The sequence below is a fragment of the Ruegeria sp. HKCCD7628 genome (assembly GCF_057221005.1).
This window is the reverse complement of record NZ_JBWVBA010000008.1, coordinates 124297-144258: the sequence shown is the minus strand read 5'-3', so window position 1 is coordinate 144258 and position 19962 is coordinate 124297. Positions and strand designations below refer to the sequence as shown.

Sequence of the window (19962 nt, the reverse complement as noted above, 5' to 3'; positions counted from 1 at the left end):
ATGCAGCCCCGTTTCGACTATTTTGTCATCCTTGCCGCCATGCGCACCGGCTCCAACCTGCTCGAGGCGAACCTGAACGCACTGGATGGTGTCACAAGCCATGGCGAGGCGTTCAATCCCCATTTCATCGGACGCGTTAAATCGGACACGCTTTTGGACATTTCGTTGGACGAACGGGACGCCGACCCGTCACGCCTGCTGGAAGCAATCAGGATTGCACCCGGCGAAATGAATGGGTTTCGTTTTTTCCAAGGGCATGATTCCCGCGTGTTAGAGCCTGTTTTGAGCGATCCCCGTTGCGCCAAGATCATCCTGACGCGTAATCCGTTGGACAGTTTCATTTCCCTGCAGATAGCGCGGGAAACCAAGCAATGGCAGTTAAAGAACGTAAAACGCCGGCGCGAAGCTCAGGTTGAATTCGATCCTCACAGCTTTAGGGACTATCTGGACCAGCAGCAGGATTTTCAGCTGTTTTTGCTGCACCATTTGCAGGCAAGCGGCCAAACGGCCTTCTACATCTCGTATGATGACCTGCATCGTCTTGAAACTCTGAACGGTCTGGCCAAGTGGTTAGGTGTGGAAAGTCGCTTGTCCCGGATCGACGACACGCTCAAGCCGCAAAACCCCGAGCCGCCTCTGGCCAAAGTCACCAACCCTGACGAGACCGAGCAATCCCTGCACGGGCTGGACTATTTCAATCTGCATCGCACACCCAATTTTGAACCTCGAAGAGGTCCGGCGGTCGCCAATTACGTTGCAGCACCGAACACGCGAGTGATGTATTTGCCAGTTCGCGGAGGTGTCGAGGATCGGGTTAAGGCGTGGTTGGCCAAACTCGACGGGGTGTCGCCCGAGGATCTGTTGACGAACCAGAACCGCAAGCAAACCCGGCACTGGCTTCAGTCCAACAAAGGGCATCGTAAGTTCACCGTTGTGCGCCATCCTTTGGCCCGCGCACATTCGGTGTTTTGCAGGTACATCCTCAGTACCGAACCTGGCGCCTATCTGAAGATACGCAACATACTGCGCAACCGGTTCAAAATCCCGATCCCGGGACATGTGCGCGCTGAAACCTATTCACTGGATCAACACCATGAAGCGTTCAGCGCGTTTCTGGTGTTTCTGCGCCAAAACCTCGCCGGGCAAACCCCTGTTCGAGTGGATGGCGTCTGGTGCAGTCAGGCACAAGTCCTTGAGGGGATGGCGTCGTTCGCTCTGCCCGATCTGATCTTACGCGAAGATGAAATGACCAAAGCGCTTCCTGATCTGGTGCGAGAGATGGGTCATGATGCCCCACCCATGCCGGATACAGCCCCCGATGACGCGCCATTCACATTGGCCGAAATTTACGACGAAACACTCGAAACGCTGGCAGAGGATGCCTACCAGCGCGACTATATGCAATTCGGGTTCGGAGGATGGAAACCGGCTACGGGCGCAACGTGATAGTCGTGCCGCGATTCACCATCGCATAGATCTCTTCGATCTCTTCGTTAGTGACCGCGATGCAACCCGCCGTCCAATCTTCTGTTTTCTTTGCCCGTTTACGCTCGGCCCGCTTGTTGGGTTGGCCGTGGATAAAGATGTCTCCGCCCGGATCAACACCGGCCGCCTTGGCCTGAGCCACATCCTGCGAGTTGGGATAGGAAATACCCAACGACAGGTGATAACGGCTGTTGGGATTGCGGCGATCAATCAGATACGTGCCTTCCGGCGTGCGTCCGTCACCGCGCTTGGTCTTGGTGCCCCGCGGAGCAAAGCCAAGGTCGACCTTGTATTCCTTCAGGACATGTTCGTTATGAAGAAGATAAAGTTTACGTGCACCCTTGTTGATCACTAATGAGGTGACCTCGGGCCCGTCATAGGTCAGAAACCTTGGGCTGGCCGACGCGCAGGCCGAAAGGCCCAGCGTTGCTACAGCACCCATTCCAAATGCTCGACGATCCATGTTTCACTGCCTGCTGCTCTGTTTTTTTCAAGGATTATGCCAGAATCGGCAAAAACTGAAATCACTTTTTGATGTCCGAGTGCTCAATTAAACGGCGCTCGATGCTTTCCAGCCGCTCCAGAACCTCATCGCGGTAGGCGTCGGTTTTAACCTCATCCTCGGCATGGTGGGCATCCTGCATCGAATTCACGATCAGACCGACCAGCAGGTTCACCACGGCGAATGTCGTGACCATGATGAAGGGCACAAAGAACAACCAGGCATAGGGGTACACCTCCATCACCGGGCGGACGATACCCATCGACCAGCTTTCCAGCGTCATGATCTGGAACAACGTGTAGGCCGACAGACCCAGATCACCGAACCACTCGGGAAAGCTGTAGGAAAACAGTTTGGTCGAGATCACGGCCCCGATATAAAACAGGATCGCCATCAGTAGGAACACACTGGCCATGCCCGGCAACGCCGAGATGAAGCCTTCCACCACTCGGCGCAGGCGCGGCGCAACGGATATTACCCGCAACACCCGCAGAATTCGCAGTGCCCGCAGCACCGACAGGGCACCCGCACTCGGGACAAGAGCGATGCCCACGATGATGAAATCGAAGATATTCCAGCCGCTTGTAAAAAACCTGCGGCCCGTTGCGACCAGCTTCATCGCGATCTCAGCCACAAAGATCGCAAGACACAACTTATCCAGAGTTACGATCAGGGGGCCCGCAGCCTCCATCAGCGTGGGTGAGGTCTCCATCCCCAAAAGCACCGCATTGAACAGGATGACCCCGGTGATGAATTTCCCAAACCATGGGGCTTCGATGATGGTCAGCAGGCGCTGAGTGATCCCCATTGGGATGGTCTCCTGTGCGGTTAGGGGTTCAGGGTGAACCGGGCGGCAAGTTCGGTGTGGGACGACCATCGAAATTGGTCAACCACCTGTACCCATTCAAGGGTGTATCCCGCGTTAACCAGCGTCTTTGCGTCGCGGGCAAAAGTCACCGGGTTGCACGAAACATAGGCAATCACCGGACGTTTGGCCTGCGCCAGCTCAGCAGTTTGCGCCTCGGCCCCGGCGCGGGGCGGGTCGATGACCACGGCGTCATAGGATTTCAGCTCATCGGGCATCAAAGGGCGGCGGAATAGGTCGCGCGCCTCGGTCGTGACTTTCTTGAGGCCCTGCGCCCGCCGCCAGCCCTGATCCAGTGCCTCGGTCATGGCGGATTCGCCTTCGACGGCATGCACTTCGGCGGCTTCCGCCAGCGGCAGAGAGAAGGTTCCGCTGCCCGCAAACAGGTCAACGATCCGCTTTGCCCCTTGCGTGGCCTGCGAAACCGCCTGTAACAGAGCCTGTTCTCCGTATTTCGTGGCCTGCAGAAACGCGCCGGGGGGCGGGACGACCGCCGCTTTGCCGAACCGTTGAACGGGGGGTTGGCGCATGGCGATGACTTCACCGTCCCAACTAAGACGGGCGAGGCCATGTTTCTCGGTTGCTTGCGCCAGGGCCAGCTCCAGCGGGCCGTCCAGCGGTTTACCACCTTTCACGGCCACATCCAGCCCGCCCTCGGACAGGGTCAGGGTAACGGCCAGAACTCCCTTTCGGCTGCCACCCAACAGGGCCAACGCCTCGGCCACGGGGATCGCAGCGATCAGGTCCGGATCCAGCAGGTGACAATCAGGTATCTCGGTGATGGTATCAGACGCGCGTCCATGGAATCCCGCAAGCGTGCCCTTTTTCGTCCGCCGCACGGCGACGGTGGCCCGCCTGCGCGAACGTTCCGGCGAGGTGTGAATGGGCCGCGTCGGCGCATCGAGCCCCTGCGCGGCCAGCGCGTTGCGCACCACATCCACTTTCCACCCAGCGACAAAATCGTCTGACGCGTGCTGCAGCTGACACCCGCCGCACGCCTTGTAGTGGCGGCACGGCGCCTTGACACGCTGGTCCGAGGGGGTTTCGACCCGGATATCTTGCAAAAACTGACCGTCCACCGTGCCGCTAACCACCTCACCCGGAAGGGTACGCGGGGCATAGACAGGGCCTTCGGCGATGCCATCGCCATGATGACCAAGGCGGATTATGGTGAATTGCTGCGTCATGGGGGCCTGATACCGGGGGTTTGCGCGCAACAAAAGCCCTTTGGGCCCTTATTCTGCCGCCTCTGCCTGAATGAACCCACCGGACTGGCGATGCCAGAACCGGGCATACAGGCCGCCTTGCTCTAACAGGGCCTCATGGGTGCCGGTTTCCACGATCCGGCCCTGATCCAGAACCACGATCCGGTCCATCTCGCTGAGCGTTGACAGGCGGTGCGCGATTGCCAGCACGGTTTTGCCCTGCATCACCCGGTGCAACGCGGTTTGAATCGACGCCTCAACCTCGGAATCCAATGCCGACGTCGCCTCATCCAACACCAGAATCGGCGCGTCCTTCAGAATGGCGCGGGCCAGAGCGATCCTCTGCCGTTGCCCGCCCGACAATTTCACCCCCCGCTCACCCAGATGCGCGTCATATCCTGTGCGGCCATGGGCGTCCTGTAGCGACAGGATGAACTCATGCGCTTCGGCTTTTTGAGCGGCTGCGATCATATCCTCCTCGGACGCGTCCGGGCGGCCGTACAGAATATTCTCGCGCGCGGATCGGTTGAACATCGCAGTTTCCTGCGTGACCATGCCGATTTGACTGCGCAGGCTGTCCTGAGTGACCTGGCTGATATCCTGCCCATCAATCGAAATCGCGCCTTTTTCCCCATCATAGAGCCTGAGTAGCAGCGAAACCAAGGTTGATTTACCCGCGCCGGATGCGCCGACAATGCCCAGTTTCTCGCCCGCGTGAACGGTCATATTCACATCGAACACACCGCCCACATCGCGGCCATAGGCAAAGCTGACATGGTCAAAGGCGATCCAGCCCTCGGGCACGCGAAGGACGGTCGCGTCTGGCGCTTCCTCGACCCGGTCGCGCTTGGCCAGAGTGTTCATGCCGTTCTCGACCTCACCCACATTGGCATAAAGGCCCATCAGCGTGAAACTGACCCAGCCGGTCATCTGCGAAATGCGGATCGAGACCGCACCCGCCGCCACAATATCCCCTGCTGTCGCGATCCCATTGCGCCACAGCATCAGCGTGACGCCCAAGAGCAGAACCGGCAGAACCCCGGCCAGTACCATAAGGATCAGCCGGAAACTGGCCGACAGCTTGCCGAAGGCCAGCATCTTTTCCCGCAGATCGACCATCGCGTTTCGTGCGGCCTGATCCTCGAAAGCGGAATGGGCGAAGAGCTTCACTGTTTTGATATTGGTTATCGTGTCGACCACCTGCCCCGACACCATCGCCCGCGCCCCGGCCCGTGCCGCCGACCGCACGCGGATGCGCGGCAGATACCAGCGGATCAGCAGGAAATAGACCACCAGCCAAGCGGCAAAAGGAAGGATCACCAGCGGATGAATAGACCCTAGCAAAAGCAAAGAGCCCACAAGCGAGGCCAGTGCAAACACAATCGCACTAATCGTTTCCGACACGACAGAGGCCAACGCGTTCGAGGTCTGCATCTGCTTCTGCGCGATCCGGCCTGCGAAATCGTCGTCGAAATAGGTCACAGACTGACCCAGAGTCCAGCGGTTCAGCTTGGCCAGAACCAGCGGCGGAATGTTGGGCATCACGATGTAGTTGTTCGAAAAGGCCGACAGCCCGAAAAACACCGGACGCAGCAGCATGAAAAACGCCGCCACCCCTAAGATCGTCCACAGCGCGGGGCCGCTCAGAATGCCCTCGGGCCCGGTTTCCGCAGTCAGGTCGATCACAAGACCCAGCATCCACGCCGTGCCCGCTTCCATCGCGCCGGCGGTGGCTGAGAAGGCCGCGGCTACAAAGATCATCGGCCAGGCGCCCGACAGGCACCAGCGAATGAACGCCCCCAGCGTTTGCGGCGGGGGCGTTTCGGTGTTTTTGAACGGGTTGATCAGGTCGGCAAGCTTCATTCCGCAGCCTCGGGGTTCAGAAAGCCACCAGATTGCCGCGCCCAGAACTGCGCGTACAGCCCGCCATTGGCCAGCAGTTCAGCATGACCACCCTGTTCGACGATCCTGCCGCCATCCATGACCAGAATGCGGTCCATCTGAGCAATGGTGCTCAGACGGTGGGCGATGGCGATCACGGTTTTTCCTTGCATCATGCCGTAAAGCGTTTCCTGGATTGAGGCTTCGACCTCGGAATCTAGGGCAGAGGTCGCCTCATCCAACAGCAAAATCGGCGCGTTTTTCAGAATGACCCGAGCCAGCGTCACCCGCTGCCGCTGCCCACCCGACAGTTTTACACCGCGTTCACCCACATGCGCGTCATAGCCGGTGCGCCCCTGAGGGTCTTGCAGATCCAGGATGAACTCATGCGCTTCGGCCTGTTTGGCGGCGGCGATCATCTGTTCTTCGGTCGCGTCGGGACGGCCATAAAGGATATTGTCCCGGACCGAGCGATGCAGTAACGCGCTGTCCTGTTGCACCATGCCGATATGGCTGCGCAAACTGTCCTGAGTGACCTGCGCGATGTTTTGAGCGTCGATCAGGATCGCCCCTTGTTCGACGTCGTAAAACCGCAAAAGTAGTTTTACTAGGGTCGATTTTCCAGCGCCGGATCGCCCGATGAGGCCGATCTTTTCGCCCGGCTGGATCGTCAGGTTGATGTGGTCCAGCCCCCCGGTTTTGCGCCCGTAGTGGTGCGACAGATCGCGAATGTCGATCTGGCCGTTGCCCAGCTGCAAGGGTTCGGCACCCGGCGCATCCAGCAGATCGATGGGTTGAGCAATGGTCTCCATCCCCTCGGCCACAACGCCAAGCTGGCGAAAGAAACTGGTCAGCGCCCACATGATCCAGCCGGTCATCGCATTCAACCGCAGGGTCAAAGCGGTGGCCGCCGCTACCACCCCAACCGAGGCACTGCCCTGCATCCACAGCGCAATCGCCCAACCGACAACGCCCACGATCAGCAGCCCGTTCAACGTGACCAAAACCGCATCCATGATGGTGAAAATCCGCATCTCGATCTGGAAGGTACGGCGGGTTTCCTCGATGGCTTCGCGGGCATAGTCGAGTTCCTGCGCGTCATGGGCAAACATCTTGACCGAATGGATATTGGTATAGCTGTCCACAACTCGCCCTGTGACAGCCGAGCGCGCATCAGAGGCCGCCTGCGACGCAGGGCCAACACGCGCCACTGTCCAGCGTACCAGCAAACCGTACAATGCAAACCAAATCAGCAACGGCAAAAGCAAACGCGGATCAGCTGCCATCAACAGGATCGCAGCACCCACCAGATAGGCCAGCGAGAACGAGATTGCGTCAAAGACCTGAAACACCGCCTCACCCGCCGCAGGGGGGGTCTGCATTATGCGGTTGGCGATCCGGCCCGCGAAATCATTCTCGAACCAGCCCACGGACTGACGCAGCACATGCTTATGCGCGCGCCAACGAAAAATAGTGCCTATATTGGGCAAAATCGCATTGTTTAGCAAAAGTACGTCCACCACGTGCAGCAGCGGACGCAGCAGCAACACGAAGACGGCCATCAGGATCAACTCGGTGCCGTGGGCCTGCCAAACCTCGGCCGGAGACCCGGACAGCAGGTCAACAACGCGGCCCATATAGTAGATCAGCCCGACTTCGACACCGGCTACTATAATAGAGATCAGCGCAGCCCAAAAGAACAGCCGATAAAACGGTCGCGTGTATTCCAACATGAACGGCCACAGCCGCGTGGGTGGTGTGTTGGTTTCCTGATAGGCGACAAAAGGGTCAACAAGGTTTTCGAAATAGCGAAACATGGAGGATGCTCCAGATTGAGCAGATAACAGGTCATGCGAGGACAGATGGCGCCAGAACACCACCCCTACGGGTCAAAGTGTTCCGGCTTTAGCCGAACCAGATCCCGTAATACATTCGCATCCCTCCAATCATGTGACAGCCGCACGTAAGCACAAAGCTTTCGGCTTGTCATCCCTTTTTGAGACCTCGCCTACCCGCCCAGCAGATCACTTCGGGTCAGGGCAAAGCCGGATGCGATCCAGCGGGCCTCAAGCTCGGCCAGCTTCTTACCCAGCGCGGGACCGGTAAATTCAGGGATCAGATCAGTAGCCTGAACGGGGAAATCGGCGGCCGCCCCGGCGCGCAGATCTTGGCGCATCGCCTCGGACCAAGGCTGTTCCAGCAAGGCGCAACGCAGCAGGGTTTCGTGCATCCCGCCCTCTTCGCCATAGCGAAAGCCCAGCTCGGCAATGCTGGTGGTGGCCATCGCCTCATCACGCATCCGGGTCAGGCGTTGCAGCTGCGCCTTGCTTAGGCGCAGGGTTTTGGCGATCTCGGGCGTTGCTATGGAAGCCAGGCGGCGGATCGGGTCAGGCGTGGCCCCGGCCTGTTCTTCCAACGCAACCAACGGGGCAAGCGCGCGATCCTCGGCCCCCGGCAGCACCTGCGCCAACACTCCTGCCTGCCGCATCGCTGCGACCGAGGGCGCAGGATCAGTCGCGCCAAGCAGCTTCAACATCTCGGCCCCGACCCGTTCGCGGGACAGACCGGTCAATCCGTCCAGATTGGCAGCAATCGCGGCCAGTGCATCCGCGTCGAAACCCGCATCCATATCGCCGTACCACGCATGAAACCGGAAAAAGCGCAGCGAGCGCAGGTAGTCCTCGCGAATGCGGTTTTCGGCGGTGCCGATGAAGCGCACCCGCCGCGCCTGCAGGTCCGGCAAACCGTTAAGCGGGTCCAATACAGAGCCATCGGGTCGGGCGTATAGCGCGTTCATGGTGAAGTCACGCCGCGCGGCGTCTTCTTCGATTGTGTCGGCAAAGGCCACAACGGCGCGGCGGCCGTCCGTCTCTACATCACGGCGAAAGGTGGTGATCTCATGTGGGACGCCGTGGCTGACCACGGTGACAGTGCCATGTTCGATCCCGGTGGGAATGGCCTTGAGGCCCGCGGCCTGCGTCAGTTCCATCACCCGTTCGGGGCGCGCATCCGTTGCGATGTCGATATCCGAAACCGGAGCCTTCAACAGCGCATTGCGCACGCAACCACCTACAAAAAGCGCCTGTGCCCCGGCATCCGTCAGGGCTGCGCACAATTTTTGGGTTGCTGGGTCCGCGACCCAACCGTCCGAGATTTGTATCATTCGTTCATCCGCGCGGCCAATCCCCGCAACATCCGGGCCGTCGCGCCCCAGATATAATAAGGACCGAACGGCACTGCATAATAATACCGTTTGTGGCCACCCCAGCGGCGCGATTCAACAACATAATTCGCCGGATCAAGCACATGTGTCAGAGGAACCGAGAATACCTCGTCAACCTCGCCCGGCTCGGGGGTGATCGGGAACGGGTCTCGCAGGATTGCCACAACCGGCGTCACAGCGAACGCGGTGACGGTTTCGTGCGGCGGCAGATGGCCCAAAACCTGCGGCACGTCGCTGGGCAGGCCGATTTCCTCCTGCGCCTCGCGCAAGGCGGCGGCGGTCACATCCGCGTCGCCTTCGTCTTGTTTGCCGCCGGGAAAGGCGATCTGGCCCGGATGATGTTTCAGCGCCGAGGACCGTTTCGTCAGGATCAGGCAAGGCTCATCGCTTGCGATTGAGATCGGCACTAGCACACCGGCAGGACGCAGTTTGCGCCCCTCGGGCAGCACCGTGTCGGGGTTTAGGTCGAAATCGCTGGACCCCGGGCCGGGGCGGCGCAGCGCCGCCCGCAGCTGTTCGGTGGGATCAGGCCTCATCCGCATCAAAACCGACAGAGGCCGGATCCAGCACGTAATGCGCACCGCAGAACTGGCAATCTGCGGTCACGTCGCCCTCGGGCGTCGTCATCTTTTCAATGTCGCGCGCCGAGTAGATCGACAGGCTTTGACGCACACGATCCTCGGAACAGGTGCAACCGAATTGCACCGGCTGCGCGTCATAGACACGCGGCTGTTCCTCGTGAAACAGGCGGATCAGCAGGTCGGTGGGCGCGATCGAGGGGCCGATCAGCTCAAGATCCTCGACCGTATCCAGCAGGATGTTCACGCGGCCCCAGTTTTCACCTTCATCCCCGTCGACCAGATCATTGGCCGTCAGAATCTCACCGCTGCCTTCACCCGATGCGGCAAAGGGCGAGGCTTTGGGCATATGCTGCAACATGATCCCGCCCGCGCGCCAGTGTTCACCGACGCCCGGCTCAGTCGATTTGCCAAAGCTGAGCGAGAACCTCGTCGGCAACTGTTCAGATTGTGCGAAATACGCCTCGGCACAAGCACTAAGCGAACCACCCGCCAGCGGGGTGATGCCCTGATACGGCTGCGTGCCCTCACCCTGGTCGATGAGGATGGCAAAATACCCCTCACCCACTTGATCAAAGGGGGCGGCGTCGGTCAGCTTATCTCGGTCGAAACTGGCATAGGCACGGATGCGGGCCGGCTCGCCCTCTTGCGTGGGGGCATAGTAGTCGGTGGCGATCATGCGCACCGCGCCCTTGGACTGCACCTGAAGCGACAGTTTCCAGCGCAGAGCAACGGTCTGGCCGATCAGCGCGGTCAGCAGGGCCATCTCGGCCACCAGAGCCTCGACCTTTTCGGGGTAATCATGCTGTTTCAGGATGCCGTCCAGCACCCCGTCCAGCCGCGCGACGCGGCCGCGCATATCCGACAGATCAAGTTGAAAGGGCAGGACGGTGTCGTCCCACGCGATTTTGGTTCCAAGAGACATGGGGTTTCCTTACACGCCACAGATTGGCATACCGCCAGCATATAGGTCGAAGTTTTCGGGTTGTAAGGGGCCATACATGATCAGACGGTTCGGTGAAACCCCGCAATCGGGGCAGAAATACATCAGACGTGTCGGAGTTTATGCTCTGTTACCGCGCGGCGGCAGCCTGTTGCTGACCTGCCAGTTGCAGCCCGGCCCCGATCTGCAACTGCCCGGAGGCGGTATTGATCCGGGCGAATCACCGATCACCGCCCTGCATCGCGAAGTGTACGAGGAAACCGGTTGGCTGATCGCCGCGCCGCGTCGCATGGGCGCGTTTCGGCGCTTTACCTTCATGCCCGAATACGACCTGTGGGCCGAGAAAATCTGCCTGATCTACCGCGCCCGACCCGTGCGCCGCATCGGCCCCCCGACCGAGCCGTTTCACGAGGCGCTATGGATGGACTGCGCGGACGCTGCGCAGATGTTGGGCAATGCGGGCGACCGCCACTTCGCCAAGCTACATTTACAGGGCCTTTAGGTTCCGCTGTATTCAAAAAAAACTGCGGACACATCGTCGTCCATTCCGGTGTTGGGCACCATCTTCTGTGTCAGCCGCCAGAACATATCATCCAGAAACTCTGTCCTACATCGCTCGGGCACGCAGTTTAGCGCCAGGTCTCGTAACCCCTCTTCTTCAAGCAAGCCACCATCAGCAATACTGCATTCGGTGAAGCCATCAGAATACAGCAGCAGTTTGTCGCCCGGCTGCATATAGGTCTCAGTACGCTGGAATTTGACATCCGGCAGCAGGCCGATTGGCAAACCGCCTTCGCCCAGAAATTCGGTGGTTCCGTCGGCCCGCAGCATTAGCGGATGGGGATGACCGGCCTGAACCATCTTAAGATGCCCGTTGCGCAAATCGACAATCGCGTAAACCATCGTGAAATATTCTTCGACACCCGCATCCGCCATTAGTCGAGAATTCAACATCTCTGCCACCTGTTCCGGCGGCAGCAACGCATAGAATTTGTCAAATCGCTTTTCCATCGCCACGTTCTGATCAAAGTGGTTGCTGGACAGATACCCCCCCAACCGCGCCGTCATCATGGCCGAGGTTATACCGTGGCCCGAGACATCAATGCTGTAAAATCCCAGCCGGTTCACGCCGGGCGAAAACATACCGACCAGGTCGCCGCCGATATGCCCGCAAGGTTTCAATAACAAACTGACCCGCGACTTGCCGAATTCCCTAATCAGTTCCGGCACCAGAGATTCCTGAATCTTGCGCGCCTGCATCAGATCCTTGTCGATGGCGTCATGCGCCACGCGCAACTCTTCCAGCGCGGTTTCGATCATACGGTTTTTCTCGGACAATTCACGCTGCATATCCAGAATGCGGGCGCCCGCCGAAATGCGCGCGCGCAGTTCATCCGCCTCAAGCGGTTTGATCAGGAAGTCGTCGGCCCCCGCATCCAGACCGCGCGCCACTTCCTGCTTTTCGCTTTTTGATGTCAGCAGAATGAAATAGCTATACTGGTCGCAGTCCAACGCGCGGAAGGCCCGACAAAATTCCAACCCACTCATCCCCGGCATGACCCAGTCGCTGAGCACCAGATCAGGCGGTGTGTTTGCGCAGATCTCGATGGCCGCTTCACCATTGTCGGCCTCGAAAACTTCGAACCCCCATTTCTTCAGAGACGCCACAAGAATGCGTCGTTGCAGGCGGCTGTCATCAACGACAAGCACCTTTTGGATCGCTCCAAAATCCAGCTCTGACCTGATGTCTTTGCGACTGACCTCTGCCACGTGAGTCCTCTGCGATGGGGCGCCTACCTAATTCTGCTCAACCTATAGCGCAGCGGTTTAACAACCGGTGAAAGGCAATACTGAACCCGCTTAACCCAACCTTTACCTTGGGCGGGCTAAGCAATCAGACAACAGTTATTGCGGAGCTTGCGGCATGATCGACTGGGCCAGAGTCAAACAGCTTAGGGATGAGGTCGGCGCAAGCGAGTTTGACGAAGTGGTGAATATTTTTCTTGATGAAGTACAAGAGGTAATTGGCCGCCTTCGCACCGACACCCATCGGGTAAGTTTTGACCAAAACCTGCATTTTCTGAAAGGCAGCGCACTCAGCCTGGGATTCCAATCATTGGCAAAGCTGTGCCAAGACGGTGAAAGGCATTCCGCACAGGGGAACAGCAAGTCTGTAGACCTCGATAGTATCGTTCAGGTGTTTGAGGCATCAGCTGCGGAATTCAAGTCCGATCTGGGGAAGATCTCGTAGCCTTACAGTTTGATCGGAAAGTCCTCGGGAAAACGGAATTTCCGCAAAGTTACCTCAAGCGCCCGGTCGTGGGTGAAATATCCGTCGGCCATTGTCTTTAGCGTTCGGGTTGCCTCCAGTCGGCTCAGTTCGACACATTCTTCCATCGGCAATTCCTGTGTGCGTGCAAGCTCTTTTACCAGACGACGGAAACGGCGTGAGCGCCGACGCCAGCCCACGATACCGACCGATTGCCCTGGTGTGCTGGCGATCTTGACGCCATCCGCCATGGATTGGTCCACAAGCGGCGATCTTTCCTCTTGGCGTCGATGCAACTCTTGTAGATTTCCATAGTGAAAGTGCAGGTTGAGCAGACCCGGCAGCAGACGGAACGTGTCGTTTGTCACACCATGCCCGCCCGTTCCAAAAGCGGCCCGGCGCTGGACGATACACGGTTTCGAATAGGGAACCTCGAAAAGGCTGAACTTTTCGCCCTTGAACAACAAATCTTCATCATCGTCCTGCAAAGTGACCAAATTGAATCCGACAGCGCCAGCGGTGTTTTCACCAAATGCGAATTCATAGTCTAGCAAGCCCGATCCATCGGCGGTTAGCAGCACTTCATCACAATCCGAAACAATCACTCGGCTGTAGAACTGAGTCAGCATAGCTGAAAAATCCGACAGCATTCGCCAGCGGGCATATTCAAACGTTTGGTGCAAACCATCGCGCAAAATCGCAATCACATTGCAGCCCTCGCCGATCCGATCGATTTCAGGATCAGCTCCGTGCGACAGAATATAGACGTTCTCGGGCCCAAGCTGGGCCGAGTAGTAGGCGACCCATTTCTCAAGATACCAATAGTCGCGCCATACCATGGTCACTGCTGCAAGCGGCTTCATCTGTGCACTTTCCAGTCTTGTTCGCTCGCTCGTGCCTAGGCGAATTTCCAAGTGCAAACAAGTCGATCGACAAATGCGCCGTCAGATCACGAACTGTGCAAGCGTTTCGTCTTCGGTGATGTCGGTATAGGTGAATCCGGCTTCGTCCAGATGCGCAAACAAGCGGGCGAAATTCTCGGGCTTGCGGGTTTCGATCCCGATCAGGACCGAACCGAAATTGCGCGCCGATTTTTTCATGTATTCAAACCGGGCGATGTCATCCTCGGGGCCGAGGATACTCAGAAATTCTTTCAAAGCTCCGGGGCGTTGCGGCAAGCGCAGGATGAAATACTTTTTCACACCCGAATAGCGCTGCGCCCGTTCCTTAACCTCGGGCAGGCGTTCGAAATCGAAATTCCCACCGGATGTCACACAGACCACAGTCTTGCCGCGGATAAAACTTTGGATATCGCCCAGCGCCTCGATCGCCAGCGCACCGGCGGGTTCCAGCACGATGCCCTCGACATTCAACATCTCGATCATGGTGGTGCAGATGCGGTCCTCGGACAGGACATGCACGTCGGACAGGTGACGATCCTTGAGCAGCGCAAAGGGTTTCGCGCCGATCTTGCCCACCGCCGCCCCATCGACGAAATTGTCCACATGGTCCAGTGCCACCGGATGCCCCGCCGCCATCGCCGCGTGCAGGCAGGCCCCGCCTTTAGGTTCAACAAACAGGCAATGAGTGCGATCCCCGAACCACGTTGCCACGCCCGAGGACATACCGCCCCCGCCAACCGGCAGGATCACGTGATCAGGCAGATGGCCCAACTGCTCCTCGATCTCAACGGCCAGTGAGGCCTGCCCCTCAATCACGTCCTCATCGTCGAACGGCGACAGGAAATGCCCACCCTGATCGGCGCACCAGGCCTGCGCAGCGGCCAGAGTGTCGTCGAAATAGTCGCCGGTCAGGTGGATTTCGACATTGTCGCCACCGAAGATGCGGGTTTTCTGGATTTTTTGCTGCGGCGTCGTCACTGGCATGAAGATCACCCCGCGCACGTCCAGATGTTTACACATGAACGCCACGCCCTGTGCGTGATTGCCCGCGCTGGCGCAGACGAACAGGTCTTGTCCCTGCTGTTTGCGCATGGCATTGAACGCGCCGCGAATTTTATATGAGCGTACCGGGCTGAGGTCTTCGCGTTTCAGCCAGATATCCGCGCCATATCGGTCAGACAGATGGGCATTGCGCTGTAGCGGCGTTGCCGGAAAAACAGAGCGCATCGCCTGTTCGGCGGCGCGGGCGCGGGTCATGAAATCACTCATGACCCGTTCAGTGGCCGATCCTGACTAAAAGAGCAAGGAATACATATGTGTACGGGCGTCAATCGAGTTCGCGTTTTTCGATGAAGACACCATACATGGTTGTAAGAATACTGACGTTAATCAGCGGCAATACCAGCATTGAGAATAGCAGCGTTAGCAGAATCCCCAAGATCGGAATAATGGCCAGCAGCGAAAAGGCCATCTGTACCAAAAATTGGAACAGGGCGTTCACGACCAACAGCACAATAATCGCTCCGCCTGCACTTGAGGTACTGCCCCATGCGTTCGAAAGGCTTAACGGCTCACCAAGCGCTGCGGCTGGCAGGATAACAGACAGGCGGTAGAAAGCGACTATCAGAAAGATGGCATATACGACCATTACAGCGGCTGAAAACGCGCCACCGCCGGTTGCCAACAGAAGGACACTCATCGGCAGAAACGCGACCCCCATCAGAAGTCCAAGCAAAAGAATGCGCCCAAGGTAGGCGAGGATTCTATCGAACCGGAATGCCGGGAATATCCCGCTGGGATATTCGGTCAGCAGGATAAAACGGTGCCAGGACACGGCGATCCAGAACATCGTCAGCACAAAGATGATTGCAACACAGACCACCAAAATCGCAAACGAACCATTGGCTGCGGTCGAAGGAAACGCCCCGGTACTGGCGTCCAACTGGTCCCACGGGATGTCGATTAGAAAAAACAGGGCAATCGTCAGCGCCGTTGCAATCAATGACGGACCCAGCGTTATCTGAAGCGCTTGCTTAAAATTTCCAAAAACCATCCGCACCGAGTGCACAAAAATCTTCCAACCCAACATCCGAAAACTGCCCTTTCAACCATTTCGTGTTTTATATGCGAATGTTTCACCCGAAATCAGGCAGCCCGTCAACGCAGATAACTTGCCCCCGCTTTCAAAACCCGCTAGGGGCCAGTCGTTCTACGCATAAAGGGAAGTCAGATGTCCGCGCCCAAGAAAGTTGTTCTGGCCTATTCCGGTGGCCTTGATACCTCGATCATTCTGAAATGGTTGCAGACCGAGTATGGCTGTGAGGTCGTGACCTTCACCGCCGATCTGGGTCAGGGTGAGGAACTGGAACCCGCCCGCCAAAAGGCCGAGCTGCTGGGGATCAAGCCCGAGAACATCTATATCGAAGACATCCGTGAAGAGTTCGTTCGCGACTTCGTCTTCCCCATGTTCCGCGCCAATGCGCAATACGAAGGGCTGTATCTACTGGGCACGTCGATTGCGCGGCCTCTGATCTCGAAGCGCCTGGTTGAGATTGCGGCAGCGACCGGGGCCGATGCCGTGGCGCATGGCGCGACCGGCAAAGGCAACGATCAGGTGCGGTTCGAACTGGCCGCCTATGCGCTGAACCCCGATATCAAGGTCATTGCGCCCTGGCGCGAATGGGATCTGACCAGCCGTACCCGTCTGATCGAATGGGCCGAAGCGCATCAGATTCCGATCGCCAAGGACAAACGCGGCGAGGCTCCGTTCTCGGTCGATGCGAACCTGCTGCACACCTCGTCCGAGGGCAAGGTTCTGGAAGACCCCGCCGACATGGCGCCGGACTATGTGTACCAGCGCACCGTCCACCCCGAGGATGCGCCTGATCAGCCCGAATTCATCGAAATTGGCTTTGAAAAAGGCGATGCGGTCAGCATCAATGGCGAGGTGATGAGCCCCGCAACCATCCTGACCAAGCTGAACGAATATGGCGGCAAGCACGGCATTGGCCGTCTGGACCTGGTCGAAGGCCGCTTTGTCGGTATGAAATCGCGCGGTATCTATGAAACTCCCGGCGGCACCATCCTGCTGGAGGCGCATCGCGGTATCGAATCCATCACCATGGACCGCGGCGCGATGCACCTGAAGGACCAGCTGATGCCGCAATATGCCGAGCTGATCTATAATGGCTTCTGGTACTCGCCCGAGCGTGAGATGCTGCAAGCGGCCATCGACAAATCGCAAGAACATGTCACTGGCACCGTCCGCGTGAAACTGTACAAGGGTCTGGCCTCGACCGTTGGCCGCTGGTCGGATCACTCGCTGTATTCCGAAGCGCATGTGACGTTTGAGGAAGATGCCGGTGCCTATGATCAGACAGACGCGGCGGGCTTTATCCAGCTGAACGCGCTGCGATTGAAACTGCTGGCCGCACGCGACAAGCGCCTGAAATAGCGGCAACGCTGCACCAAAAGGTTGAATAGGGATTCGCGGTCGCAACTCTGCCGTACAATCGCCTTTTTGAATGTTCAGACAAAGCGGGTCGGTTCCCTTGTGGGATCGGCCCTTTTTTCTATCCATTCTTTTGAGGCTGAAATGCAGGCAAATCACCCACAAGGCACCCCAAACGAATTCGAGTTCCGAGGCTCGGCCAGCGAGTATTTCGGGATCTGGATCGTCAACTTGCTATTGTCGCTTATCACGTTCGGAATTTACAGCGCGTGGGCAAAGGTTCGGACCAAGAAATACTTTTATCAAAACACCTATGTGGCAGGACGCAGCTTTGACTATCACGCAACCGGACTTCAGATTCTGTTCGGACGGATTATCGTCGTTGCGGGTATCGTGATTTACTCCGTTCTCGGCGCAATCCCGATTGTGAACCTTGTGATGATAATAGGGCTGATCTTCGTGATCCCATATCTGCTGGTCCGCTCACTGCGGTTTCAGGCACGTGTCTCTAGCTGGTCGAACGTTCGGTTCGACTTTCAAGGCACATGGGGATCGGCGGCGGCCAATTACTTCCTGTACCCGATCATCGCCGCACTGACGCTTTATACGACATGGCCATTTGTCACGCGATCCGTCCAGAGGTTTCACGTGAACGGTCACAAATTTGGTGCAACTGCAATGACCTTCGACAGCCCGATCGGGCCGTTTTACAAGGCCGCACTGGCGGCGATGGCTTGGGGTTTGGGAACCATCGTCGTTGCGATTGCAGTGGTTGGTGTAAACATGAATTTCGTAGAAGCTCTGGCCTCGATCAACGAAAACCCCGAGGACGTCGCCGCCGCGATCGACGTTTTCCTGATCTTGTTGCTTCTTTTCGCGATCTTTGTTCCGGCATCGATCATCTATCGCGCCATGGTGCGCAATACGGTTTACAACTACGCCATTCTGGGCGACGGTCACAGGTTCCATTCGGATGTGAACGCGCTGCGCTTGCTGTGGATTTCTGTTTCAAATGCGATCGTCATTTCTGTGACCCTTGGTCTGATGTTGCCATGGGCGCATGTTCGCCGGGCGCGGTATCTGGCCGATCACACCACCTTTATCCCCTCGGGTTCGCTGGACGAATTCGTCGGAGGTGTCACGGCCAATGTCAGTGCCATTGGCGATGCCTATGGTGACATCGAAGGCTTTGACATCGGTATCGCGGTCTGACCGTTGCAAGATCTGCCCGATAATATCAGCGCGCCCGTTGAAGGGCGCGCCTATCCACCACTCAGCTCACGCGAAATCCGTGCGCGTCTGGCTGTTGGATCCAATACCGTCTGGTTGATCGACGGAGACGGGCAGATACAAACACGCTGCGCCCCGAATGAGCTGGATATCGAGCCCCGCGTCGGGTCGACCGAACGCAGGGTGAATTTTCCAGATGGCACGCTGTTTCTGACCACCAGGCATGCCGCGCTGGAACACTTGATTTCCGATAGCAGTGGATCCTGGCTGCACCATACCGAACGCTTTCACCCTCGGCTTATTCTGGTCTCGATCGCCTGTCTGTTTGCCGCTTGGGGTATATGGAAATATGGCCTGACCGTGCTGGTCGCACTGGCCGTCTGGATGACGCCACCGCCGCTTGTATCGGCCATCGATGCCAGCACCTTGCAAGCAATAGACAAAGTGCTGGCGAAACCCAGCGCCCTGAGTCCGGATCAACAGGAACAGGTTCAGAACAATTTCGACCGTCTTCTGACCAACATGGGACCCGAGGCGCAAGACTTTGCCTACAATCTGCAATTCAGGCGCCTGCCTGGAATTGGCCCAAACGCGTTTGCCTTGCCCAACGGAACCATCGTCGTCACCGATGAGCTGGTAAAGCTGATCTCGGTGGACGCGATGGCAGGTGTGCTGGGTCATGAAATCGGGCATGTCGCTGAACAGCACGGTTTGACCCAGCTGTATCGGTCGCTTGGGACATTTGTCCTGATCGGAATGATGGCCGGGGATACTGGCCCCATCCTTGAAGAGGTTCTGCTAGAGGGTAATCTGATCCTGTCCCTGTCCTACTCGCGCCAGCATGAATTGTCTGCTGACCGATACGGAGTCGATCTGGCCGCCCGGTCAGGCTTTGACCCAAATGGGTTGTCCGAGTTTTTCGATATTCTCGAGACCGAGTTCGGAGATCACGGTACCGATTGGTTCAGCACCCATCCGGGGTTCCAGGAACGGCAGGAAAACCTAAGAGAGTTGAACCACCGCCACTAGCTGTTGTGCCTAGGGTCAGAGCCTTCTTCACCGTTACGTAAGTTGTCCTTTGGTCAAGCTTGCGGATAAACCCATTGGCTCTTTACGGTCTCGCGAACAGGGAAAGAGGATATCATGTTACAAGAGATCGCGGACGGAATTCAAAAGAACCTCGCAGGCAAGAGCTTTGAGGGCTCTCTCAAATTCGATTGCGGTTCCGATGGCGTGATTGTTCTGGCCGACAATCAGGCCACGACACAGGATCAGGATACGGACTGCACCATCAAAATCTCGCAAAGCAACCTGACCAAACTGCTCACGGGCAAATTGAACCCGATGACGGGTGTTGCTCTGGGTAAGCTCAAGATTTCGGGAAACATGGGCGTCGCGATGAAGCTGGGGCAATTGTTGGGATAAACT

19 protein-coding genes are annotated in these 19962 nt (G+C 57.8%); 7 read left to right on the top strand and 12 right to left on the bottom strand.

Annotated features, from left to right (window positions below; genetic code table 11):
• Entirely contained in the window at positions 1-1446 is a 1446-nt protein-coding gene (locus AC2TAD_RS16415) for a nodulation protein NodH (protein ID WP_480868945.1), read from the top strand.
• Here the strand turns inward: AC2TAD_RS16415 and AC2TAD_RS16410 are convergent.
• The 8 genes from AC2TAD_RS16410 to hslO all read right to left on the bottom strand — a co-directional run bounded on the left by AC2TAD_RS16410 (position 1430) and on the right by hslO (position 10664).
• A complete protein-coding gene (locus AC2TAD_RS16410) occupies positions 1430-1948 on the bottom strand; it encodes a L,D-transpeptidase family protein (protein ID WP_480868943.1) in 519 nt (172 codons plus the stop codon). The two genes, AC2TAD_RS16415 and AC2TAD_RS16410, sit on opposite strands and share 17 nt — an antisense overlap.
• Positions 1949-2009: 61 nt before the next feature.
• A complete protein-coding gene (locus AC2TAD_RS16405; protein ID WP_170355643.1) occupies positions 2010-2795 on the bottom strand; it encodes an ion transporter in 786 nt (261 codons plus the stop codon).
• Between the two features lie 20 nt (positions 2796-2815).
• Positions 2816-4039: a class I SAM-dependent RNA methyltransferase gene (locus AC2TAD_RS16400; protein ID WP_480868941.1), complete on the bottom strand. Its 1224-nt coding sequence runs from the start codon at positions 4037-4039 to the stop codon at positions 2816-2818.
• A 48-nt stretch (positions 4040-4087) separates the two neighbouring features.
• A complete protein-coding gene (locus AC2TAD_RS16395; protein ID WP_480868939.1) occupies positions 4088-5920 on the bottom strand; it encodes an ABC transporter ATP-binding protein in 1833 nt (610 codons plus the stop codon).
• Positions 5917-7755: an ABC transporter ATP-binding protein gene (locus AC2TAD_RS16390; protein ID WP_480868937.1), complete on the bottom strand. Its 1839-nt coding sequence runs from the start codon at positions 7753-7755 to the stop codon at positions 5917-5919. The genes AC2TAD_RS16395 and AC2TAD_RS16390 overlap by 4 nt, the downstream gene beginning before the upstream one ends.
• 191 nt (positions 7756-7946) lie before the next feature.
• Positions 7947-9101, bottom strand: a complete 1155-nt coding sequence (locus tag AC2TAD_RS16385; protein WP_480868935.1) for a CCA tRNA nucleotidyltransferase — start codon at positions 9099-9101, stop codon at positions 7947-7949.
• Complete coding sequence (locus AC2TAD_RS16380; RefSeq protein WP_480868933.1) at positions 9098-9697, bottom strand: CoA pyrophosphatase; 600 nt, start codon at positions 9695-9697, stop codon at positions 9098-9100. The genes AC2TAD_RS16385 and AC2TAD_RS16380 overlap by 4 nt, the downstream gene beginning before the upstream one ends.
• Complete coding sequence (hslO, locus tag AC2TAD_RS16375) at positions 9687-10664, bottom strand: Hsp33 family molecular chaperone HslO (protein ID WP_170355637.1); 978 nt, start codon at positions 10662-10664, stop codon at positions 9687-9689. The genes AC2TAD_RS16380 and hslO overlap by 11 nt, the downstream gene beginning before the upstream one ends.
• 76 nt (positions 10665-10740) lie before the next feature.
• Between hslO and AC2TAD_RS16370 the strand changes: the two genes are divergently transcribed.
• On the top strand, positions 10741-11184 hold the full coding sequence (locus AC2TAD_RS16370; protein WP_170755495.1) for an NUDIX hydrolase: 444 nt from the start codon (positions 10741-10743) through the stop codon (positions 11182-11184).
• Here the strand turns inward: AC2TAD_RS16370 and AC2TAD_RS16365 are convergent.
• Positions 11181-12452, bottom strand: coding sequence for a PP2C family protein-serine/threonine phosphatase (locus AC2TAD_RS16365; RefSeq protein ID WP_480868931.1), 1272 nt, complete (start codon positions 12450-12452; stop codon positions 11181-11183). The genes AC2TAD_RS16370 and AC2TAD_RS16365 overlap by 4 nt on opposite strands.
• Positions 12453-12606: 154 nt before the next feature.
• On the opposite strand from AC2TAD_RS16365, the gene AC2TAD_RS16360 reads away from it, so the two are divergent.
• A complete protein-coding gene (locus AC2TAD_RS16360; protein ID WP_170355634.1) occupies positions 12607-12933 on the top strand; it encodes an Hpt domain-containing protein in 327 nt (108 codons plus the stop codon).
• A 2-nt stretch (positions 12934-12935) separates the two neighbouring features.
• On the opposite strand, the gene AC2TAD_RS16355 is transcribed toward AC2TAD_RS16360, so the two are convergent.
• The 3 genes from AC2TAD_RS16355 to AC2TAD_RS16345 all read right to left on the bottom strand — a co-directional run bounded on the left by AC2TAD_RS16355 (position 12936) and on the right by AC2TAD_RS16345 (position 15942).
• Positions 12936-13814, bottom strand: a complete 879-nt coding sequence (locus AC2TAD_RS16355; RefSeq protein ID WP_480868929.1) for a hypothetical protein — start codon at positions 13812-13814, stop codon at positions 12936-12938.
• 81 nt (positions 13815-13895) lie between these two features.
• Positions 13896-15122, bottom strand: coding sequence for a threonine ammonia-lyase IlvA (gene ilvA / locus AC2TAD_RS16350; protein ID WP_480868927.1), 1227 nt, complete (start codon positions 15120-15122; stop codon positions 13896-13898).
• Positions 15123-15180: 58 nt separating this feature from the next.
• Positions 15181-15942 carry a hypothetical protein gene (locus AC2TAD_RS16345; protein WP_480868925.1) on the bottom strand — a complete coding sequence of 254 codons (762 nt, stop codon included), beginning with the start codon at positions 15940-15942 and terminating at the stop codon, positions 15181-15183.
• Between the two features lie 141 nt (positions 15943-16083).
• Here AC2TAD_RS16345 and AC2TAD_RS16340 point away from each other — a divergent pair, with 141 nt between their 5' ends.
• The 4 genes from AC2TAD_RS16340 (at position 16084) to AC2TAD_RS16325 (ending at position 19959) form a co-directional block, all read left to right on the top strand.
• Complete coding sequence (locus AC2TAD_RS16340; RefSeq protein WP_480868924.1) at positions 16084-17307, top strand: argininosuccinate synthase; 1224 nt, start codon at positions 16084-16086, stop codon at positions 17305-17307.
• A 141-nt stretch (positions 17308-17448) separates the two neighbouring features.
• Complete coding sequence (locus AC2TAD_RS16335; RefSeq protein ID WP_480868923.1) at positions 17449-18516, top strand: YjgN family protein; 1068 nt, start codon at positions 17449-17451, stop codon at positions 18514-18516.
• Positions 18517-18519: 3 nt separating this feature from the next.
• Complete coding sequence (locus AC2TAD_RS16330) at positions 18520-19563, top strand: M48 family metallopeptidase (RefSeq protein ID WP_480868922.1); 1044 nt, start codon at positions 18520-18522, stop codon at positions 19561-19563.
• A 114-nt stretch (positions 19564-19677) separates the two neighbouring features.
• Positions 19678-19959 carry an SCP2 sterol-binding domain-containing protein gene (locus AC2TAD_RS16325; protein ID WP_170355627.1) on the top strand — a complete coding sequence of 94 codons (282 nt, stop codon included), beginning with the start codon at positions 19678-19680 and terminating at the stop codon, positions 19957-19959.
• Positions 19960-19962: the final 3 nt, after the last annotated feature.